Here is a 20,798-nt window from a genome sequence, read left to right as displayed (position 1 = left end):
GCTTACGCCGCGTCCTCGTCCACGTCCACTTCCTTGCTGACGGCGACGACTTCGCGCTGGTCATAGTGACCGCAGGCGCCGCAAACGTGGTGCGGACGCTTCAGTTCGCCGCAATTCGGGCATTCCGCCGGATTGCCGGCAACAAGAGCATCATGCGAACGGCGCATGTTGCGACGCGAACGGGTGACTCGGTTCTGAGGGACGGCCATGTCTCAACCTCGGGGCAGTAGAGGGGACAAGCCCCTGATTTTCCTACGTGAAACGGCGATTTCCGCGAATGCGGCCCCACCGGTTTGCACAGTGTTTGCGAGGCGCGGAACATAGCCGGATTCCGGACAGGTGCAAGTGTTTTGTTGCCCCTGCCTGTCATCGGCCTGCGCCGCGCGCTCAACCGTCGCCCTTTTGCCCTTTGTCGAGCTGTTGCGCAAGGGTTGCCAGACCGGCAAAGGGCCGAAGATCTTCATCGCGTATCGGCGCGATGCCGGGGGCGGCAAAGACCGCCTCGCCCAGTTCCACCCCCGGCGCGCGCGGATAGGCCGGCAACGCCAGCGCCAGCGCCTCCAGCGCGACGGCGCCGGGGTCGATCACGGCGGGCAGCGGCTCCTGCCGGTCATCCTCGGGCATTTCGATCTCATCGCCCTCGGGGTCGGGCATCTCGGCCAGATAGCGCCGCTCCACCTTTTCGCGGATCGCGGTCACCACCGGGGCGAGGGTGACCGAGCAGGGCTGTTCGACCTCGGCCTCCAGATCGCCCTCCAGATCCCAGTCATTGCGGCCGCGCGGGCGCAGCTCCCCCTGAAAGCGCAGCGCATGCACGGCGCTGATATCCAGCACGGCCGCGATCGCCGCACGCTGCGCCGCATCGGGGATCAGCTTGAATCGGGTGGGTTTGCGGCTGGCCAGCGCGGCCACGCGCAGGGGCTGGCTGAGCGGCAGTTCGGGCTCTGAGGCGGACATCGGCATGCTCCCGGCGCGGCAAGGCGCGCGTTCCTTTCTTGAACAAGCCCCCGACCTTGCTGTAAGCCGGAGGGGAACCGGCACAGCCCGGACGGAAGATGCTACCGGGATAGGGGGCCAGGCCGGGCTTGGCAAGGCCCTGATCCCGGCAACGACGGGAGAGATCATGGCAGCGGCACGGTTGGTGCGAGTGGGACGGCGCGTTGCGCCCTGGCTCGCGGGCGGTCTTCTCTCGGTTTCACTGCTGGGCTGCACGCCGATCTATCGCAACCACGGCTATATCCCGGTCGAGGACGAGCTTTCGCTGGTCCAGGTCGGCGATACGCGCGAACAGGTGGCGGAAAAGATCGGCCGTCCCTCGGCCTCGGGGCTGCTCAACGATGTCGGCTGGTTCTATGTGCAAAGCCGCTGGAAACAGCTGGGCGCCCGCGCCCCGCAGGAGATCGACCGCCAGGTCGTCGCGGTGACCTTCACCGAGGCCGGCACCGTGGCGAATGTCGAGCGCTTTGGCCTGGAACGCGGCCGCGTCATCGCGCTGTCGCGTCGGGTGACCGACAGCAATATCAAGGGCGTCGGTTTCCTCAAGCAGCTGTTCGGCTCGATCGGGCGGTTGCGCGCCGATCAGATCGTGGACTGAGGCGGGCCGCGCCGCCGGGCAGGGGGTCGCGCCATGCAGCCGCTGGAAAAGGGCCGCTACCGGGTGCGCCTCGGCACGGGCGATGCCGATCTGGCGCGCGCCCAGGCACTGCGGCACCTGTGTTTCCATGGCCGGCCCGGCCGCGACGCCGATCCCTTTGATCCGCGCTGCGATCATCTGCTGATCGAAGAGGGCGAGGTGCTGCGCGGCTGTTGCCGGCTGGCGCTGCTGCCCCGCGCCGCCGCGATGACCGAGGGCTATTCGGCGCAATTCTACGATCTGTCGCGCCTGGCGGCGCATCCCGGCCCGGTGCTGGAAATCGGGCGTTTCTGTCTTGCCCCGGGGGCGCCCGATGCCGATCTCTTGCGCCTAGCCTGGGGCGGGCTCGCGCGGCTGGTCGAGGCGCGGGGCGTCACGCTGCTGTTCGGCTGCACTTCCTTTGCGGGCGCCGATCCCGCGCCGCATCTGCCGGGCCTCGCCTGTCTGGCGGGTCGCATCGCGCCCCCGGCCTGGCGGCCTGGCCGCAAGGCGCCCGAGACGGTCGATCTGGCGGGCATCACCGCCGCCCCCGCCATCGCGGCGCTGCCGCCGCTGTTGCGCAGCTATCTCGGCATGGGGGGCTGGGTGTCGGATCATGCGGTGATCGACGGCGGGCTGGATACGCTGCATGTCTTTACCGCGCTCGAGGTCGCGCGCATCCCGCCTGCCCGGGTGGCAGCGCTGCGGATGATTGCAAAGGCCTGAGTTTGCAATTTGCAGCCGCAAGCGCCCGGCTTGACGGTTCTCATTCGCGCGGCTACCTCGGCGGCATGGCACGCGCACCCCTTCTCCAGCTTTCCGGCATCTCGCTCACCTTCGGTGGAAACCCCCTGTTCGAGGGGCTCGACCTGACGGTCCAGCCCGGCGATCGCGTGGCGCTGGTCGGGCGCAACGGATCGGGCAAATCCACCCTGATGAAGATCATGGCGGGGCTGGTCGAACCCGATGCCGGCACGCGCACCGTGCCCCCCGGTGTGACCGTCGGCTATATGGAGCAGGATCCCGATCTGTCTTCTTATGCGACGCTGGGCGATTACGCCGCCGCGCATCTGCCCGAGGATGAGGCCTATCGCGTGGCCGTGGTGGCCGAGGGGCTGAAATTCCGCCCCGAAACGCTTGTCTCCGCCGCCTCGGGCGGGGAACGCCGGCGGGCGGCTCTGGCCAAGCTGATGGCCGAAGCGCCAGAGCTGATGCTGCTGGACGAACCCACGAACCATCTGGATATCCAGGCAATTCAGTGGCTTGAACGTGAACTGTCCGAAACCCGCACGGCCTTTGTGCTGATCAGCCACGACCGCGCCTTTCTCAAGGCGCTGAGCCGCGCGACGCTTTGGGTCGATCGCGGCCAGGTGCGCCGCCGCGAGACGGGCTTTGACGGATTCGAGGAGTGGCGCGAGCAGATCTGGACCGAGGAAGATGACGCCCGGCACAAGCTGGAACGCAAGATCAAGCATGAGGCGAAATGGGCGGTCGAGGGCATCTCGGCCCGGCGCAAGCGCAATATGGGGCGCGTGCGGGCCTTGCAGGATCTGCGCGCGCAACGGGCAGCGATGATCCGCCGCCAGGGCACGGCGGCCCTGGAGCTCGACAGCGGCCCGACCTCGGGCAAGAAGGTGATCGAGGCGACCGGACTTTGCAAAGCCTATGATGCAAAATGCATCATTCGCAATTTCGACTTGCGCGTGCTGCGCGGCGACCGGGTCGCCTTTGTCGGGCCGAATGGTATCGGCAAGACCACGCTGCTCAAGATGCTGGTCGGGCAAGAGGCGCCCGATGCCGGCACGGTGACGCTGGGCACCAATTTGCAAATCGCGGTATTTGACCAGACCCGCGCCCAGCTCGATGCCGATGCGACCCTGTGGGAAAACCTGACCGGCGATCCGCTGATGGCGGTGTCGGGCGCTTCGGATCAGGTCATGGTACGCGGCGTGCCCAAACATGTGGTCGCCTATCTCAAGGATTTCCTGTTCAGCGAACAGCAGGCCCGGGCGCCGGTGCGGTCGCTTTCGGGCGGCGAAAAGGCGCGGCTTCTGCTGGCGCGGCTGATGGCGCAGGAAAGCAACCTGCTGATTCTGGACGAACCGACCAACGATCTGGATGTGGAGACGCTCGATCTCTTGCAAGATCTGCTGGGTGAATATGATGGCACGGTGCTGCTGGTCAGCCATGACCGCGATTTCATCGACCGCGTTGCCACCACCACCATCGCGTTGGAGGGCGAAGGCCGCGCCACGGTCTATGCCGGCGGCTGGACCGATTACCTCGCGCAGCGCCCCGCGCCGGTCGAGGCCGCCGCCGCCGCCCGGTCCGCCCCGCCGAAACCGGCTGAACCCGTGGCCGCCGCACCGCGCAAGGCCGAAGGGCTGAGCTTTACCGAACGCAAGCGGCTGGATGCGCTGCCGGATGTGATTGCAAAGCTGGAACATGAAATTGCAAAGCTGGGGGATTTGCTGGCCGATCCGGACCTGTTTGCAAAGGAGCCGGTGAAGTTTCGCAAAGCGACCGAAATGTTGGCCGAACGCCAGGCCGCGCTCGGCGCTGCCGAGGAGGAATGGCTTATCCTGGCCGAAAAGGCCTGAGCCTTTCCAAATCGGCGCGAAACCGCTATCCCGCAGGCCAGACCGCAAGGAGGCCCGCATGATCAGGCTCTGGAATACCCGCACCCGTCAGGATGAGGCGTTGCAGCCGCTGCAACCCGGCAAGGTGCGCATGTATGTCTGCGGCCCGACCGTCTATGACCGCGCGCATATCGGCAATGCCCGGCCCGTCGTAGTCTTCGACACGTTGTTCCGGCTGCTGCGCCATGTCTATGGCCTTGAAAACGTGACATATGTGCGCAATTTCACCGATGTCGATGACAAGATCAACGCTCGCGCGGCCGAGACCCGCCGCCCGATCCGCGCCATCACGGACGAGACGATCGGCTGGTATCACGCCGATATGGACGCGCTCGGCGCGCTGCGCCCGACGCATGAGCCGCGCGCGACCGATTACATCGGTCCGATGATCGCCATGATCGAGGCGCTGATCGCGCGCGGGCACGCCTATGCGGCCGAGGGGCATGTGCTGTTCGATGTGCGCAGTTTTCCGGCCTATGGCGCGCTGTCGGGCCGGTCGGTCGATGACATGATCGCCGGCGCCCGGGTCGAGGTCGCGCCTTACAAGCGCGATCCGATGGATTTCGTGCTGTGGAAACCCTCCTCCGACGACCTGCCGGGCTGGGACAGCCCCTGGGGGCGGGGGCGGCCGGGCTGGCATATCGAATGCTCGGCTATGAGTCGCGAACTGCTGGGCGAGACCTTCGATATTCATGGCGGCGGCATCGACCTGCAATTCCCGCATCATGAGAATGAGGTGGCGCAGAGCTGCTGTGCAAACCCGTCTGGCAAATTTGCAAATATCTGGATGCATAATGAGATGCTCCAGGTCGAGGGCAAGAAGATGTCGAAATCGCTCGGCAACTTCTTCACCGTGCGCGATCTGCTGGATCAGGGCTATCCGGGCGAGGTGATCCGTCTGGTATATTTGCAAACCCATTATGCAAAGCCGATGGACTGGACGGCGGAAAAGGCTGCGCAGGCCGAGGCGACGCTGCGCAAATGGCGGATGCTGACGGCGGGTGCCGCGCCGGGCGCGGTGGCGGAGGCGGTGGTTGCGGCGCTGTCGCAAGATCTCAATACCGCGGGCGCCCTGGCGGAACTGCATCGCCTGGCCGGGGCGGGGGACGCGGCCGGGCTGCTGGCCTCGGCACAGCTGCTGGGGCTGCTGGAGCCGGAGATGGGGGCCTGGGCCGAAGTGACGATCGACCTTGCCCCCTATGCGGCGCAGCTCGGGGCGTTGCGGGACAAGGCCATGGAAAGCAAGGATTTCTCTGCCGTCGATGCGATGAAATCCGCGCTGATGGCGGCGGGGGTAGAGGTGCGCATGTCGAAGGCCGGGGTCGAACTGCTGCCGGCGGCGGGATTCGACCCTGCGAAACTGCCGGTTCTCGCATGACGCCGCGCAGCTATCTCGACTGGAACGCCACTGCCCCGCTGCGCCCCGAGGCGAAGGCGGCGATGGTCGCGGCGATGGAGGTCGTGGGCAACCCTTCCTCTGTCCATGCCGAGGGGCGCGCGGCCAAGGCGTTGATGGAACATGCGCGCGGTCAGATCGCGGCGGCGCTCGGGGCCGATGGCGCCGATCTTGTCTTCACCTCGGGCGCCACCGAGGCGGCGGCGCTGGCCTGTGCCGGGCGCGGGCTGCGCTGTGCCGAGGTGGAGCATGAGGCGGTCAGCGCCTGGTGCGCAGCTGATCTGGCGGCCGATCGCGCGGGGCAGGTGGCGGTGTCGGACCCGCCGCGCAGCGCGCTGCAATATGCAAACTCTGAGACCGGCATATTGCAAACACTGCCTGAAGGGCTGGCCGTCAGCGACCTGACCCAGGCCTTTGGCAAGGTGCCGCTGGCCTTCAACTGGCTGGGCGCCGATATGGGGCTGGTTTCGGCGCACAAGCTGGGCGGGCCCAAGGGAATCGGGGCGTTGGTGATCCGGCGCGGGCTGGACATCACCGCGCAGATCCGCGGCGGCGGGCAGGAAATGGGCCGCCGCGCCGGCACCGAAAACCTGATCGGCATCGCCGGTTTCGCCGCTGCGGCCGAGGCGGCGGCGCGCGATCTGGCCAATGGCATCTGGGATCAGGTGGCTGAAATTAGAAATATTCTAGAGTCAGCATTGTCAGCCGAAGCAAATGAGACTATTTCAGTCGGAAAAGGCGCCGCGCGGCTTCCGAATACCCTGTGTCTGGTGACGCCGGGCTGGAAGGGCGAGACGCAGGTGATGCAGATGGATCTGGCGGGTTTCGCCGTTTCGGCGGGCTCGGCCTGTTCCTCGGGCAAGGTCAAGGCCAGCCGGGTTCTGCGCGCCATGGGCTTCGATGACACCGCCGCCGCCTCGGCGCTGCGGGTCTCGATCGGGCCGGACACGACGAAGGACCAGGCGCTGCGCTTTGCCGAAGCCTGGACCGCACTTTATCGCAAGGCCCGCGCGCGGGTCTGAGGAGGGACGCATGGCGATGGACGCCGAAGACCAGATCGAACTGCGCGAAGGCGTGGATCGCGAAACCATCGAGACCGTGCAGGCCATGGCCGGCAAATACAAGCATGGCTGGGAAACCGAGATCGAGACCGAATATGCGCCGAAGGGGCTGAACGAGGATATCGTGCGCCTCATCAGCGAAAAGAACGGCGAGCCGCAATGGATGCTCGACTGGCGGCTGGCGGCGTTTCGGCGCTGGCAGCAGATGGAAGAGCCACGCTGGGCGATGCTCAGCTATCCCGAGATCGACTATCAGGACCAGTATTATTACGCCAAGCCGAAAAGCATGGCGCAAAAACCGAAATCGCTGGACGAGGTGGACCCGAAGCTGCTGGCCACCTATGAAAAGCTGGGAATTCCGCTGAAGGAACAGATGCTTCTGGCCGGCGTCGAAGGTTCGGACGAGCCGCGCAAGGTGGCGGTGGACGCGGTGTTCGACAGCGTCTCGGTCGGCACCACCTTCAAGGAAGAACTGAAGAAGGCCGGGGTCATCTTCTGCTCGATCTCCGAGGCGATCCGCGAATATCCCGAACTTGTGCAGAAATATCTGGGCTCGGTCGTGCCGCAATCGGACAACTTCTTTGCCACGCTCAACAGCGCGGTGTTTTCCGACGGCAGCTTTGTCTATGTGCCCGAAGGCGTGCGCTGCCCGATGGAACTGAGCACCTATTTCCGCATCAATGCCGAAAATACCGGGCAGTTCGAGCGCACGCTGATCGTGGCTGACAAGGGCGCCTATGTGAGCTACCTGGAAGGCTGCACCGCGCCGAAACGCGATACGCATCAATTGCATGCCGCGGTGGTGGAGATCGTGATCCTCGACGATGCCGAGGTGAAATATTCCACCGTCCAGAACTGGTATCCGGGCGACGAGAACGGCAAGGGCGGCATCTACAACTTTGTCACCAAGCGTGCCGATTGCCGCGGCCCGCGCGCCAAGGTGATGTGGACCCAGGTCGAGACCGGCTCGGCGATCACCTGGAAATACCCGTCCTGCATCCTGCGCGGCGAGGGCAGCCAGGGCGAATTCTATTCGATCGCCATCGCCAACAATGCCCAGCAGGCCGATACCGGCACCAAGATGGTGCATCTGGGCAAGAACACCAAGTCGCGCATCGTGTCCAAGGGCATCAGCGCGGGCCGGGCGCAGAACACCTATCGCGGTCTGGTCAGCATGCACCCGAAGGCCACCAACAGCCGCAATTACACGCAATGCGACAGCCTGCTGATTGGCGACAAATGCGGGGCGCATACGGTTCCCTATATCGAGGTGAAGAACAATTCCTCGCGGGTGGAGCATGAGGCGACCACCTCCAAGGTCGATGACGACCAGCTGTTCTACTGCCGCTCGCGCGGGATGGACGAGGAGGAAGCGGTCGCGCTGGTGGTGAACGGCTTTTGCAAAGAGGTTTTGCAAGCTTTGCCAATGGAATTTGCAATGGAGGCGCAAAGCCTCGTCGCGATCAGCCTCGAAGGCTCGGTCGGCTGAGATACTGGATCAGAAAAATGCTGGAAATCAACAACCTGCACGTCAAGCTTGAAGAAGACGACAAGGTGATCCTCAAGGGTGTGAACCTGACGGTCGAGGCCGGCAAGGTGCATGCGATCATGGGGCCGAACGGGTCGGGCAAATCGACGCTGAGCTACGTGCTGTCGGGGCGCGACGGCTATGAGGTGACCGACGGTTCCGCAACGCTGGACGGCGTTGAGCTGTTGGAGATGGAGCCCGAGGAACGCGCCGCCGCTGGCCTGTTCCTAGCCTTCCAATATCCGGTCGAAATTCCGGGCGTCGGCAACATGACCTTTCTGCGGACCGCCGTGAACGCGCAACGCAAGGCGCGCGGGCAAGAGGAAATGAGCGCGGGCGAATTCCTCAAGGTCGTGCGGGAAAAGGCCAAGGCGCTGAAAATCGACGCCGAGATGATGAAGCGCCCGGTCAATGTGGGCTTTTCGGGCGGTGAGAAGAAGCGCAACGAAATCCTTCAGATGGCGATGCTGGAACCCAAGATGTGCATCCTTGACGAGACGGATTCGGGGCTCGATGTGGACGCGATGAAGCTGGTGGCCGATGGGGTGAACGCGCTGCGCGATGCGGGCCGGGCATTCCTGGTCATCACGCATTATCAAAGGCTTCTGGACCATATCAAACCTGATGTGGTGCATATCATGGCCGATGGCCGCATCGTGAAGACCGGCGGGCCGGAACTGGCGCTCGAGGTCGAGAACAACGGGTATGCCGACATTCTGGCCGAGGTGCTGTGATGGCGGTGGCGCAGGCGAAACAGGATGCGCTGGCCGCGCGTCTGGCGGGGCTGAGCCTTCCGCAGGGCGGCTGGTCGGCGCCGGCCCGGGCCGATGCGCAGGCGCGTCTGGCCTCCATGGGCCTGCCGGGCAAGCGCGATGAATATTGGCGCTACACCGACCCGACGACGCTGACTGCGGCGCAACCGACGCCGGCCGCGCTGTTCGACGCGGGCGACGAGACGCCGCTTTTCGACGGGATCGACCGGGTGCGGCTGGTCTTTGTCGATGGGGTTTTCGACCCGACGCAATCCGACGATCCCGCCGCGGCGGGGGTGGAATTCCTCAGTGCGGGCGCCGATATCCATTGGGCGCAGGGTCTTTATGGTGTGCTGGAGGCGCGGGGCCAGACCCCCGTCGCGCGCCCGCTGGCGGCCTTGAATACCGCCGCGGCGACCGAAGGTGTGCTGATCCATGTAACCGGCAGGGCGGCGCGGCCGATCAATCTGATTTATCTTCATAAATCAGAGTCTTCTGATGCGATCCTCCATCATTGCGTGAAGCTGGCACCGGGGGCGGAACTGACGCTGCTGGAAAACGGTCCGGCCGCCGCGCGCTTCAACAAGGTGCTGGAGGTCGAGGTCGCCGATGGCGCGCGTTTCCATCACATCCGTGCGCAGGGGCGTGATCACGAACGCCGCGCGGTGACGCATATCTTTGCCCGTCTGGGCGCCGGTTCGCTGTTCAAGAGCTTCACTCTGACTGCGAATGGCGTTCTGACCCGCAATGAGGCGGTGCTGGAACTGACCGGCGACGATGCGGTGGCGCATGTGGCAGGCGCTGCGGTCGGCGACGGCGATTTCCACCATGACGATACGGTTTTCGTGACCCATGCCGCCGAGCGTTGCGAAAGCCGCCAGGTGTTCAAGAAGGTGCTGAAGAACGGCGCGGTCGGCGTGTTCCAGGGCAAGATTCTGGTGCAGCCGGGCGCGCAAAAGACCGATGGTTATCAGATCAGCCAGAGCCTGCTGCTCGACGAAACCTCGCAGTTCCTGGCCAAGCCGGAGCTTGAGATCTATGCCGATGACGTGAAATGTTCGCATGGATCGACCTCGGGCGCGATTGACGAAACGGCACTTTACTACCTGCGGTCGCGCGGTGTGCCGCTACGGCAGGCGCAATCGCTGCTCGTGCTGGCCTTCCTGGCCGAGGCCATCGGCGAGATCGAGGATGAGGCGATCGCCGAGGATATCCGTGCACGGCTGGAAGCCTGGCTCGGGCGGCACGGTGGCTGATGTCGGTGCTGCGTGACATGCTGGCCAGTTGGCGCGCGCCCGAAACGGTGATGGCGCGCCGGCTGGCGGGCGGCCCGCGCGAGGATCGTGCGCTGGCCACGCTGATGGGTGCAAGCCTTGTCAGCTTTGTCGCGCAATGGCCGCAACTGTCGCGTGATGCCTTTCTGGATCCGTCCCGGCCGCTGGATGCGCGCTTTGGTGCGGCGCTGCTGGCGACGATTTTCATCTGGCCGCTTTTTGCATATTTGCTGGCGCTGGCTTCGCAATTTGCAATGCGGCTGTTCGGTGCCCCGGTCAGCGGTTTCGGGGCGCGAATGGCGCTGTTCTGGGCGCTGCTGGCCATCGCGCCCTTGCTGCTGCTGAACGGGCTGGTGGCGGGCTTCATGGGGCCGGGGCCGGCCAAGACCTTGATCGGCGCGCTGACCTTTGCCGGGTTCCTGTATCTGTGGATGCGCAATCTGCGCGGGGCGCGGCGGGTCGCGCAAGGGGGGCAGTGATGCTGGATATTGCCAAGGTCCGGGCCGATTTCCCGATTCTCGCGCGGGAAGTGAATGGCAAGCCGCTGGTCTATCTGGACAACGGCGCCTCGGCGCAAAAGCCGCAGGTGGTGATCGACTCGATTTTGCAAAGCTACTCGCATGAATATGCAAATGTGCATCGCGGGCTGCATTACCTGTCGAATCTCGCGACCGAGAAATACGAGGCGGTGCGCGGCATCGTCGCGCGCTTCCTCAATGCCGGGTCGGAGGAGGAGATCGTCTTTACCACCGGTGCGACCGAGGGGATCAACCTGATTTCCTACGCCTGGGCCGCCCCGCGGCTGCAACCCGGCGATGAGATCGTGCTGTCGATCCTGGAACATCACGCCAATATCGTGCCCTGGCATTTCCTGCGTGAACGGCAGGGCGTGGTGCTGAAATGGGTCGAATGTGACCAGAATGGCGACCTGGACCCGCAGGCGGTGATCGACGCAATCGGCCCGAAGACGCGGCTGGTGGCGATCACCCAGATGTCGAACGTGACCGGCACCGTGGTCGATGTCGCCGCGATCTGCCGGGCGGCGCGGGCGCGGGGCGTGCCGGTGCTGGTCGATGGCAGCCAGGGCGCGGTGCATATGCCGGTCGATGTGCAGGCGATTGGCTGTGATTTCTACGCCATCACCGGGCACAAGCTCTATGGCCCCTCAGGTTCGGGGGCGATCTATATCCGTAGCGAGCGGATGGAGGAGATGCGCCCCTTCCTCGGCGGTGGCGACATGATCCGCGAGGTCACCCGCGACGCGGTCAGCTATGCCGCGCCACCGATGCGGTTCGAGGCGGGCACCCCCGGCATCGTGCAGCAGATCGGCATGGGGGTCGCGCTGAATTACCTGATGGGTCTGGGCATGGCGCAGGTCGCCGCGCGCGAACGGGCGCTGCGCGACTATGCAAATGCGCGGCTGTCCGGGCTCAACTGGCTGAACATTCAGGGAAATTCTGTCGAGAAGGGCGCGATCTTTTCCTTCACCATGCAGGGGCCGGCCCATGCGCATGACATTTCCACCGTGCTGGACAAGAAGGGCATCGCCGTGCGCGCGGGCACCCATTGCGCCATGCCGCTGATGCAGCATCTGGGGGTGACGGCGACCTGCCGTGCCTCGCTTGCGCTGTATAATACCGAAGCCGAGATCGACAAACTGGTCGAGGCACTGGAGCTGTGCCACGATCTTTTCGCCTGATTTCCGGTTGCACCCCTCTGCGGCTTGGTCTATGCAAGCCGCAACGCACCCATAGCTCAGCTGGATAGAGCGTTGCCCTCCGAAGGCAAAGGTCGCACGTTCGAATCGTGCTGGGTGCGCCAGGAAAAAAGCCGCCCCTCGGGGCGGCTTTCTTGTTTCAAGTCATCGGCTTACACATGAAGCGGGTTGGCTTTGGCCAGCCTGTCGAAAGCCATCAGGCTGTCGATCAGCGCCGGCATCTGATCCAGCGGGATCATGTTCGGCCCGTCTGACGGCGCGGTATCCGGCGCCTCATGCGTTTCGATGAAGACGCCCGCAATCCCGATCGCGACCGCGCAGCGCGCCATGACCGGGGCGAATTCGCGCTGGCCGCCAGAGCTGCCGCCCTGGCCGCCTGGTTGCTGCACCGAATGGGTGGCGTCCATGATGATCGGCCAGCCGGTGCGCGCCATGATCGGCAGGCTGCGCATGTCGGCGACCAGGGTATTATAGCCGAAGCTGACCCCGCGCTCGGTGAGCAGGATACGCTCATTCCCGGTCGAGGCGACCTTTTCGGCGACATTTGCCATGTCCCAGGGCGCAAGGAACTGACCCTTCTTGATGTTCACCACGGCCCCGGTTTCGCCTGCGGCCAGCAGAAGGTCGGTCTGGCGGCAGAGAAAGGCGGGGATCTGGATCACATCCACCACCTGCGCCGCGGCGCGGGCCTGATCGGCGTCATGGATGTCGGTCAGCACCGGCATGCCCATGGCGCGCACGGCCTCCAGCACCTTGAGGCCCGCGTCGATGCCCAGGCCGCGCTTGCCCTTGAGGCTGGTGCGGTTGGCCTTGTCGAAGCTGGCCTTGAACACATATTGCGCGCCCGCCGCCGCGCAGGCCTCGGCCATGCGGCCCGCGATCATCTGGGCGTGGTCCAGGCTTTCCAGCTGGCACGGGCCCGCGATCACCAGCAGCGGCTGGTCATTGCCGGCGGTCAGCCCGCCGATCTGCACATTCTTCATCGCCTTCTCCTCAGCCCGAGACCTGTTCGCGCAGGATTGCCACGGTCATCGAGATCATCAGGTAGATACCGCCAAAGATCAGAAGCGCAACCACCGTATATTCAAAGGCCTTGGGATAGGTGGCCTCGTCGGGGGCGACGGGGCTGACGGAAAGCGACAGGTAGCGCACCTGGCGGTTGGCCTCCAGCCTTGCGCCCTCCAGGGCCTCAAGCGACTGGGCCAGCAGCAGGCGGCGGGTTTCCACATCGGCCTGCGCCATGTGCAGATCGCCCTGCACGACGGCCAGGCTCTGTTCGCCGCCGCCCGCCTCGGTCAGCCTGGCGCGCAGATCGGCGATCTGGCCTTCAAGCGCGGCGATGCGGCGCTTGAGCGGTTCCAGCCGGGCAGAGTTGGGGCGGGCGTTGCTTTCCATCTGTTGCAGCGACAGCCGGTCGGCGGTGAGCTGCGTATCCAGATTGCCGATCTGGGCGGTGATCAGCTGCACCTCCACCTCGGAGCTGAGAACCTTGTATTTCTCCTGCAATTCGACGACGCGGCGCTGTGCGTCGGTCATGGCCTTTTCGGCATCGGCATAGGCATCGCGCGCGCCGGCCATCTGGTCTTCGCGCAGGCGTTGCGTCAGCTGATCGACCTGTTCCTCGGCATAGCCGACCAGAGCGCGGGCGAATTCCTCGGATTTGGCGGGATCGGCGGCGATCACCTCCATCTTGATCAGCCCCTCGGACGGGTCGTAGCTGATATGGATGTTCCGGGTATAGGTGCGATAGGCCTTTTCCAGCGTTGCATCGGGGTCAAGCCGCTGGATCGGGTCGATGGACGGGTCTTCGAAATGGGCGCGGAAACCGTGATCCTTGTCGAGCCGGATCATCGCGTCGCGCGATTGCAGATAGCCCTGGACGGTGATCGAATCCTGCGAATTGGCCAGGCTCGTGCCCTGCAACAGCCCGCCCAGACCGCTGGCGCCGCCCCGGCCGGAACTGCCCGCCTGCTGGATGACGAATTCGGTATTGGTGGCATAAAGCGGCGAGGCGACGAAGTAATAGTAGAAGGCGGTCAGCAGCGTGGGCAGGCCCACGAAAAAGAACATCCGCACCGCCAGCAGCGCCGAGCGCCGCCGCCGCCGCCGCGCCAGATCGCGCTGGATGCGCATGATGTCATCGGCATGGCTGCGTTCGGCTTGCACCTCGGTCGAGGGCAGGGCGGCGGGGCGGATGGTCTGGGGCAGTTGCACCCCGTCGCCCGGCACCGGCGCCAGGGCGCGGCCGGGCGGGCCTGCGGAGGGCGGGGCGCCGCCATCGCCATCGCCACCGGGCAGCAGATCCAGCAGGTTGGTGCGCTGGAACGGGTCAAGCCCGGCCTGCCGCAGCAGCCGGACCGCATCGAAATCCGAGGTGGCGGGCAGGTTGTGCTTTTGCGCCAGCCGCCGGGCCAGCCGCAGCTGGCGCCCGGTCAGCCCCTCGCGCCGGATCTCGTCCATCTCGGTGCCGGCGGCGCGGGGGCCGGCATTGGCAGCGGCCTCGGGCTTGACGAAGGATTGCCCGGCAAAGCCGTCATCATCGGCCGTGGGCGCGAACAGCATGCCCTCTTGCGCGACCGCCTCACGCGGGGGAAGCGGGGTCACCGGCTCGGGGCGGCGAATGCGGAACCGCTTAACTTTGAGCTTCGTAGTCATAAAGACGCTTCGCCTCTTCGAGGGTGTCGAACATGTAAAGCTGCCCGTTGCGCAGCACCGCCGCCGAGCGGCAGAATTTTTCCAGCGTGGCGGCCTGGTGCGAGACGACGACCATGGTCGTATTCTCCAGCCGCTGTTTCAGGATCGAGCCGGCCTTGCGGTTGAATTCGACATCGGTGGTGGAGGGCATGCCCTCGTCGATCAGGTAGATGTCGAATTCCAGCGCCAGCATCAGTGCAAAGGACAGGCGCGACCGCATCCCCGCCGAATAGGTGCCGACTGGCATGTCGAAATATTCGTCCAGCCCGCAAAGCCAGCGGCAGAAGCTTTCGATATAGTCGGGGTCGAGCGCGTAGAGCCGCGCGATATAGCGCACATTCTCGGTCGCGCTGTGCTTGTTGATCAGCCCGCCCATGAAGCCCAGCGGAAAGGAAATGCGCGAGGTGCGGGTGATCCGCCCTTCATCGGCCTTTTCCAGCCCGGCCATCATGTTGATGATCGTGGTCTTGCCGGTGCCGTTCCTGGCAAGGATACCCAGCGAATTGCCCAGCTCCACCCGGAACGAGGCGCGGTCAAGGATCACCTTGCGCTGCTTGCCCGTCCAGAAGGACTTGCTGACATTTTCGAACTCGATCATCCGCGCCTCATTGCGCCAGCTGCCCGGCGCCCCTGTCCGCCCGGTTGTTTCCCCGGATAGGACATCTTCGTTAATACTCGGTCACTCGTTTCCGTCGGGGGGCAGGATAGGCCCCAATTGGGGCTGCATTATGTCGGCAGCGGCGCGGGCTGTCCACCGCCACGGGCCTGTCAGCGGCGATGTGTGACGATCAGAAGCGGCCCGATCAGCAGGCTGAGCGCGAGGCCCAGCCGCGCGGCCTCGGCCATGGCGCCGCCGGGCAGCGCGGTCTCGAGCGCGACCAGCGGCACGGTGAAGCCCAGGCCCATCAGGGCGGCGATGCGGACGATATCGGCCATGGCAAGATCGGCGGGCAGCGGCAGACCGCTCAGCCGTCGTGCCAGTGTGACGCCCAGCATGAGGCCCAGCGGCTTGCCGATCCAGAAGGCCGCCAGCACCGTGATCGTGGTGGGCGCAAAGGCGCGCAGGTCGATGCCGCCCCGGGTCAGCCCGAACAGGAACAGCACCGCGACCAGCGGCTTGACCACCATATGCGCGATGCGGTTCAGCGGATCGTGCAACAGCTCCTCCGCCTCGGCGAACAGGCCGAAGGCCCGGCGCGCATGCGGAATGGCCGGGATCACCGGCAAAAGGCCAAGCGCCCCCGGCAGGCCCGCGGCGGTCACGCCGACCCAGCTCGCCAGTCCCGCGATGATATAGGGCCACAGATGCCGCGCCTCTTGCCTTTCGCGCTCGGACCGCGCGCGGGCATGGCGGCCGAACATCAGCCAGACCGCCAGCACCGCGCCCAGCGGCAGCGCCAGCCAGACAAGCCGCGCAGGATCGAGCGGCGCGACCAGCGTCAGCGCCAGCAGCCCCGCCAGATCGGCGCCGATGGCGATCAGCAGCAGAAGATGCAGCGCCGGGCTGCCCTTGCCAAAGACATGGCGCCCGATCACATAGCTCAGCACCGCGTCGCCACCCACGGGCACCGCCCAGCCGGTGCCAAAGGCGGCCTCCTCGGCGGTTTCGATCAGCGCAGAAACCAGCAGCCAGACCAGCACCGCCCCGGCAATCGCGCCCAGTGTGGCCAGAAAGGGCAGGGCGCCGCGCCGGCCATGCAGCGCGCCGCGTTCCAGCATGTTGGCTTCCCAAAGCTCCTTGCCGAGCAGAAAGAAGAACAGCGCCATCAGCGCGTCAGAGGTCAGCGTGATCAGCGTCACGACAACGTGATCCGAGATCAGCCCCGCCGGCAGCGGCAATGGGAACAGCCGCCGCTCCATCACGTCATAATAGCTGGCCGGGGAAAGATTGACCCAGATCGTCGCGATCAGCGCGCCCAGAAGCAGCGCATGGGCGAAATGGCGGATGAAGGTCGAGACGCGATACATCAGGCGCAGCTTCCGTCCTGTGGGGCCACCCGTCAAGCGGGTGTCGGGGTTGCGCCGGGATAGCCGTCCCGCGCACGGGGGGCAATGCCGGGACGGGGCGCGGCGGCAGGGTGTTGCAGCCCCGCATCGGCCGGGCCATGCTGGCAGGATGGACCAGCTTGCCTCCGAGATCGCCGCCTGCCGCCTTTGTGCCGCGCGCTTTGCCGCGACCGCGACCGCGCATGAGCCGCGCCCGGTTCTGTGGCATGGGCCGGCGGCGCGGCTGCTGATCGCGGGGCAGGCGCCGGGGCTGCGGGTGCATCGCTCGGGCCAGCCCTTTACCGACCCCTCGGGCGACCGGCTGCGCGACTGGCTGGGGCTGGAGCCGGCCGCCTTTTATGATCGCAGCCGGGTGGCGATCCTGCCGATGGCATTTTGCTTTCCCGGCTATGATGCGCGCGGCGCCGATCTGCCGCCGCCGCTGATTTGCGCCGCCACCTGGCGCGCGCGGCTGATGGCCGAACACCGTGCGGTGCGGCTGGTGCTGGCGGTCGGGGCGGCGGCGATCCGCTGGCATCTGGGCGACCGGCGGCCGGTCACCCAGGTCGTGACCGAGTGGCGCGGCCCGGCGGCGCGGGGGATTATCCCCTTGCCGCATCCGTCCTGGCGGAATACCGGGTGGCTGAAGCGCAATCCCTGGTTCGCCGCCGAACTGCTGCCCGAATTGCGGGCGCGCGTCGCGGCGCTGATGGAGGACGACGACCGATGACGCCGCTTGATCTGGCCTATGAGGCCATGGCCGCCGCGCCCGAGGGCGAGGACGCCCCGCGCCTGCGATTCTATGAACGTCTGGCCGATGGCGAGATGATCCTGCTTCTGGAACGCGAGGCCGAGGGCGAGGTGCTGGCGCCGCGCATCTTTGAGCTGAAGGACGGGCCGGTCGTGCTGGTCTTTGACACCGAGGAACGGCTGGGCGCCTTTACCGGCGTGCCCGCACCCTATGCCGCGCTGCCCGGGCGGGTGATCGCGCGGCAGCTGGCGGGGCAGGGCATCGGGCTGGGGGTGAACCTCGGCGTCGCGCCCTCGTCGCTCTTGCTGCCGGCTTTCGCGGTGGACTGGCTGGCCGAGACGCTGGACCATGAACCCGAGGAGGCCGAGGCGGTGCCGGAGCGGTTCGAGCCGCCGAAGGGCCTGCCCGAGACGCTGGTCACCGGGCTGGACGCGAAACTGGCGCGCGCGGGCGGGCTGGCGGGGCAGGCGCTGCTGGCGGCGGTTGTCTATCGCGGCGGGCGGCGCGGGCATATGCTGGCCTTTGTCGATGCGGTGGCGGGGGCCGAAGCGGCGCTGGCGCGCGCCGCGGCCGAGGCGTTGACCTTTTCGGGGATCGAGGCGGGCGAAATGGATGTGGCCTTCCTCGCCGGCACCGAGCCGGCGGTGCGTGCCATGGCGGCGGTAGCGCTGCGCTTTGACCTGCCCGTGCCGGTCGCGGAGGCGCCGCCCGCGCCCCAGCCCCCCGGCATGGACCCGGAGCGGCCGCCGAAGCTGCGCTGAGCCGGGCTTGTCTTGCGGAGCCGCCTGCGGCGGCACGGCTTTGGCGTCGCCTGCGCGGGCCGGGCGGCCCGCTGGTCTCCGGTCTGCCTCCGGCGGGAGTATTTGGGCAAGGAGCAAGGCAGAATTGTGGGGTAAATTGATACCGTTTTTGTAAGCCATTGTTTTGGCGTCATTAAAATGTGATGGTGGTGCTTGACCTGCGCGGGGAAATGCGGGAAAAGCCGCCATCCGAGATTCAGGGGCGGTTGCTGCCCCTTCAATTCCATGGGTCTGACATGAAAACCTTTACCGCTACGCCGGCGGATATCGAGAAGAAGTGGATCCTGATCGACGCCGAGGGCGTCGTTCTGGGCCGCCTCGCCACGATCGTCGCCAATATCCTGCGCGGCAAGAACAAGCCGACCTTCACCCCCCATATGGACATGGGTGACAATGTCATCGTCATCAACGCCGACAAGGTGCAGATGACCGGCAAGAAGCGCACCGACAAGGTGTACTACTGGCACACCAACCACCCGGGCGGGATCAAGTCGCGCACCGCGCGTGACATCCTGGAAGGCAAGCACCCGGAGCGCGTCGTGATCAAGGCCGTCGAGCGCATGATCACCCGCAACTCGCTGGGCGCCAAGCAGATGACCAATCTGCGCGTCTATGCCGGGGCCGAGCATCCCCATGAAGCGCAGCAGCCGACCGTCCTGGACGTGAAGGTGCTGAATCCCAAGAACACCCGGAGCGCCTGATCATGGCTGACATCAAATCCCTCGACGATCTGAAATCGGCCGTCTCGGGCGCCGCTGCGGCTCCGGCCGTGGCTGAAGCCGTGGCGCGTGAACCCAAGCGTGACGCGCTTGGCCGCTCCTATGCGACCGGCAAGCGCAAGGACGCCGTGGCCCGCGTCTGGGTCAAGCCCGGTTCGGGCAAGGTTGTAGTGAACGGCAAGACGATGGCGGAATATTTCGCCCGTCCGGTGCTTCAGATGATCCTGAAGCAGCCCTTCCAGGTGGCGAATGTCGAAGGCCAGTTCGACGTTTACGCGACCGTGGCCGGTGGTGGCCTGTCGGGTCAGGCCGGTGCGGTGAAGCACGGCATCTCCAAGGCGCTGCAACTTTATGAACCCTCGCTGCGCGGTGCGCTGAAGGCCGCCGGCTTCCTGACCCGCGACAGCCGCGTGGTGGAACGGAAGAAATACGGCAAGGCCAAGGCCCGTCGGTCCTTCCAGTTCTCGAAGCGCTGATCCGCTTTCTGTCCAACATCGAAAGGGCCCGCGTCGTGCGGGCCTTTTTGCTTTCCGGACGCCGGTCGGCGCCGCCGAGGTATTGCTGGCCGCGCTGCGGCCGTGCTGTCGCTTCGTGTGCGAAGATCGACGCGAGCGAGGTCTGAACCTTTCGACAACGGCGCGAATGCGCGCCGCCATGATCGGTGCGGCGCGGGAGCATCGGGCGAAAGGAGGAGGGGTAGACCGTCGGCGCCATCTCGGGCCGGCTGGCCCCGATTGTCGATGCAACCGGGCCAAAGCGAAACCCCGCGCCGGGGCGCGGGGTTTGGATGGATCAGCGGAACAGCACCACGGCGCCGGGGCTCCAGCCCAGCCGGGCCTGGGCGCCGCGGTCCAGCACCGGGCGGCCGGGCACGTTGCGCATCGACAGCCGCATGGGTTCGGGCGCGCCGGGCAGGCTGACATCATAATAGGTCATGTCGCCGTAATAGACGACCTCCTCCACCGTGCCGAACACCTCGCGGTCAGAGGCGGTCTGGCCGTCGAACAGGATGGTCAGCGTCTCGGGGCGCAGGCCGATGGTAGGGCCGCCCTCGCTGTCGCCGCGCATCACCTGATCGGGGGAAAGGCTCATGCGGCCAAAGCCGGCGGCGTCGATCTCCACCGTGGCGCCGCTGTCGGAAATCACCTGCGCCGGCAGGAAGTTCATCGTGCCGATGAAATCGGCGACCTTCTTGCTGGCCGGGCGGCGATAGAGCGTCTCGGGATCAGCCAGCTGGGCGATCTGCCCCTCGAACATCACGGCGATCCGGTCGGACATGACCAGCGCCTCTTCCTGGTCATGCGTCACCAGGATGAAGGTGATGCCGACCTGGCGTTGCAGCTTGATCAGCTCCACCTGCATCTGTTCGCGCATCTTCTTGTCAAGCGCCGAGAGCGGCTCGTCAAGCAGCAGCACCTTGGGCTTGAGGATCAGCGCCCGGGCCAGCGCGACGCGCTGCCGCTGCCCGCCCGAAAGCGCATGGGCGGCGCGCTTGCCATAGCCCTTGAGGCCCACCATCTCCAGCGCCTCGGCCACGGCGCGGGCCTTTTCGTCCTTGCTGCGCGGATCCTTGCGCAGGCCGAAACCCACGTTTTCCTCCACCGTCAGATGCGGGAAGATCGCGTAGGACTGGAACACCATGTTGGTGGGGCGGATATTGGCCGGCACATTGGCCATGTCCTTGCCGTCGATCAGCACCGCGCCCGAGGAGATATCCTCGAACCCCGCGATGGTGCGCAGGAGCGTGGTCTTGCCGCAGCCCGAAGGCCCGAGCAGCGAAAAGAACTCCCCCGCCTTGATCGTGGCATTGATCCCGCGCAGCGCATGGTAATCGCCGTAATATTTGTGAACATCCCGGAACTCGATCAT

Annotated in this window: 21 protein-coding genes and 1 tRNA gene; 15 read left to right on the top strand and 7 right to left on the bottom strand. The window is 65.9% G+C overall.

Features of this window, described 5'->3' with window-relative positions:
- Positions 1-2: 2 nt before the first annotated feature.
- Both rpmF and FOA17_RS14975 read right to left on the bottom strand, forming a co-directional pair.
- Positions 3-209, bottom strand: coding sequence for a 50S ribosomal protein L32 (gene rpmF, locus FOA17_RS14980; RefSeq protein WP_149142301.1), 207 nt, complete (start codon positions 207-209; stop codon positions 3-5).
- Between the two features lie 178 nt (positions 210-387).
- The gene (locus FOA17_RS14975; RefSeq protein WP_420841717.1) at positions 388-963 is read right to left on the bottom strand and encodes a YceD family protein; all 576 of its coding nucleotides are present in this window, start codon (positions 961-963) and stop codon (positions 388-390) included.
- A gap of 160 nt (positions 964-1,123) precedes the next feature.
- Here FOA17_RS14975 and FOA17_RS14970 point away from each other — a divergent pair, with 160 nt between their 5' ends.
- The 11 genes from FOA17_RS14970 (at position 1,124) to FOA17_RS14920 (ending at position 12,083) form a co-directional block, all read left to right on the top strand.
- On the top strand, positions 1,124-1,594 hold the full coding sequence (locus tag FOA17_RS14970; protein WP_149142299.1) for an outer membrane protein assembly factor BamE: 471 nt from the start codon (positions 1,124-1,126) through the stop codon (positions 1,592-1,594).
- A 33-nt stretch (positions 1,595-1,627) separates the two neighbouring features.
- A complete protein-coding gene (locus FOA17_RS14965; protein WP_149142298.1) occupies positions 1,628-2,338 on the top strand; it encodes a GNAT family N-acetyltransferase in 711 nt (236 codons plus the stop codon).
- A gap of 65 nt (positions 2,339-2,403) precedes the next feature.
- Positions 2,404-4,212: an ABC-F family ATP-binding cassette domain-containing protein gene (locus FOA17_RS14960; RefSeq protein ID WP_149142297.1), complete on the top strand. Its 1,809-nt coding sequence runs from the start codon at positions 2,404-2,406 to the stop codon at positions 4,210-4,212.
- Between the two features lie 58 nt (positions 4,213-4,270).
- A complete protein-coding gene (gene cysS, locus FOA17_RS14955; protein ID WP_149142296.1) occupies positions 4,271-5,629 on the top strand; it encodes a cysteine--tRNA ligase in 1,359 nt (452 codons plus the stop codon).
- Positions 5,626-6,669 carry a cysteine desulfurase family protein gene (locus FOA17_RS14950; RefSeq protein ID WP_149142295.1) on the top strand — a complete coding sequence of 348 codons (1,044 nt, stop codon included), beginning with the start codon at positions 5,626-5,628 and terminating at the stop codon, positions 6,667-6,669. Before cysS ends, FOA17_RS14950 begins: the two co-directional genes overlap by 4 nt.
- A gap of 16 nt (positions 6,670-6,685) precedes the next feature.
- Positions 6,686-8,197 (top strand): Fe-S cluster assembly protein SufB, encoded by a 1,512-nt coding sequence (gene sufB, locus FOA17_RS14945; RefSeq protein WP_149142411.1) that lies wholly within the window; start codon positions 6,686-6,688, stop codon positions 8,195-8,197.
- 17 nt (positions 8,198-8,214) lie between these two features.
- A complete protein-coding gene (sufC, locus tag FOA17_RS14940) occupies positions 8,215-8,970 on the top strand; it encodes a Fe-S cluster assembly ATPase SufC (RefSeq protein WP_149142294.1) in 756 nt (251 codons plus the stop codon).
- Positions 8,970-10,244 carry a Fe-S cluster assembly protein SufD gene (gene sufD, locus FOA17_RS14935; RefSeq protein ID WP_149142293.1) on the top strand — a complete coding sequence of 425 codons (1,275 nt, stop codon included), beginning with the start codon at positions 8,970-8,972 and terminating at the stop codon, positions 10,242-10,244. The genes sufC and sufD overlap by 1 nt, the downstream gene beginning before the upstream one ends.
- Positions 10,244-10,741 carry a YIP1 family protein gene (locus tag FOA17_RS14930; protein ID WP_149142292.1) on the top strand — a complete coding sequence of 166 codons (498 nt, stop codon included), beginning with the start codon at positions 10,244-10,246 and terminating at the stop codon, positions 10,739-10,741. Before sufD ends, FOA17_RS14930 begins: the two co-directional genes overlap by 1 nt.
- Positions 10,741-11,961 carry a cysteine desulfurase gene (locus FOA17_RS14925; protein ID WP_149142291.1) on the top strand — a complete coding sequence of 407 codons (1,221 nt, stop codon included), beginning with the start codon at positions 10,741-10,743 and terminating at the stop codon, positions 11,959-11,961. The genes FOA17_RS14930 and FOA17_RS14925 overlap by 1 nt, the downstream gene beginning before the upstream one ends.
- 45 nt (positions 11,962-12,006) lie before the next feature.
- A tRNA-Arg gene (locus FOA17_RS14920) sits at positions 12,007-12,083 on the top strand.
- Positions 12,084-12,131: 48 nt separating this feature from the next.
- Here the strand turns inward: FOA17_RS14920 and kdsA are convergent.
- The 4 genes from kdsA to FOA17_RS14900 form a co-directional block, all read right to left on the bottom strand.
- Positions 12,132-12,962: a 3-deoxy-8-phosphooctulonate synthase gene (gene kdsA / locus FOA17_RS14915; protein ID WP_149142290.1), complete on the bottom strand. Its 831-nt coding sequence runs from the start codon at positions 12,960-12,962 to the stop codon at positions 12,132-12,134.
- Between the two features lie 10 nt (positions 12,963-12,972).
- Positions 12,973-14,634 carry a KpsE/RkpR family capsule polysaccharide export protein gene (locus FOA17_RS14910; RefSeq protein WP_149142289.1) on the bottom strand — a complete coding sequence of 554 codons (1,662 nt, stop codon included), beginning with the start codon at positions 14,632-14,634 and terminating at the stop codon, positions 12,973-12,975.
- A complete protein-coding gene (locus tag FOA17_RS14905) occupies positions 14,612-15,271 on the bottom strand; it encodes an ABC transporter ATP-binding protein (protein WP_149142288.1) in 660 nt (219 codons plus the stop codon). Before FOA17_RS14905 ends, FOA17_RS14910 begins: the two co-directional genes overlap by 23 nt.
- A gap of 170 nt (positions 15,272-15,441) precedes the next feature.
- Positions 15,442-16,641 (bottom strand): Na+/H+ antiporter NhaA, encoded by a 1,200-nt coding sequence (locus tag FOA17_RS14900; protein ID WP_149142287.1) that lies wholly within the window; start codon positions 16,639-16,641, stop codon positions 15,442-15,444.
- Between the two features lie 148 nt (positions 16,642-16,789).
- Between FOA17_RS14900 and FOA17_RS14895 the strand changes: the two genes are divergently transcribed.
- The 4 genes from FOA17_RS14895 to rpsI all read left to right on the top strand — a co-directional run bounded on the left by FOA17_RS14895 (position 16,790) and on the right by rpsI (position 19,405).
- Positions 16,790-17,389: a uracil-DNA glycosylase family protein gene (locus FOA17_RS14895; protein ID WP_149142286.1), complete on the top strand. Its 600-nt coding sequence runs from the start codon at positions 16,790-16,792 to the stop codon at positions 17,387-17,389.
- Positions 17,386-18,171, top strand: a complete 786-nt coding sequence (locus FOA17_RS14890) for an SseB family protein (protein WP_149142285.1) — start codon at positions 17,386-17,388, stop codon at positions 18,169-18,171. Before FOA17_RS14895 ends, FOA17_RS14890 begins: the two co-directional genes overlap by 4 nt.
- Before the next feature lie 275 nt (positions 18,172-18,446).
- Positions 18,447-18,911 (top strand): 50S ribosomal protein L13, encoded by a 465-nt coding sequence (gene rplM, locus FOA17_RS14885; RefSeq protein ID WP_149142410.1) that lies wholly within the window; start codon positions 18,447-18,449, stop codon positions 18,909-18,911.
- Positions 18,912-18,913: 2 nt separating this feature from the next.
- A complete protein-coding gene (rpsI, locus tag FOA17_RS14880) occupies positions 18,914-19,405 on the top strand; it encodes a 30S ribosomal protein S9 (RefSeq protein ID WP_149142284.1) in 492 nt (163 codons plus the stop codon).
- A gap of 316 nt (positions 19,406-19,721) precedes the next feature.
- Here rpsI and FOA17_RS14875 read toward each other — a convergent pair whose 3' ends face one another.
- Positions 19,722-20,798 carry an ABC transporter ATP-binding protein gene (locus FOA17_RS14875; protein WP_203232338.1) on the bottom strand — a complete coding sequence of 359 codons (1,077 nt, stop codon included), beginning with the start codon at positions 20,796-20,798 and terminating at the stop codon, positions 19,722-19,724.

Origin of the sequence: Gemmobacter caeruleus, assembly GCF_008271655.1 — a bacterium.
Lineage (GTDB): Bacteria > Pseudomonadota > Alphaproteobacteria > Rhodobacterales > Rhodobacteraceae > Gemmobacter > Gemmobacter caeruleus.
This window is presented reverse-complemented; position numbering and strand designations above follow the sequence as displayed.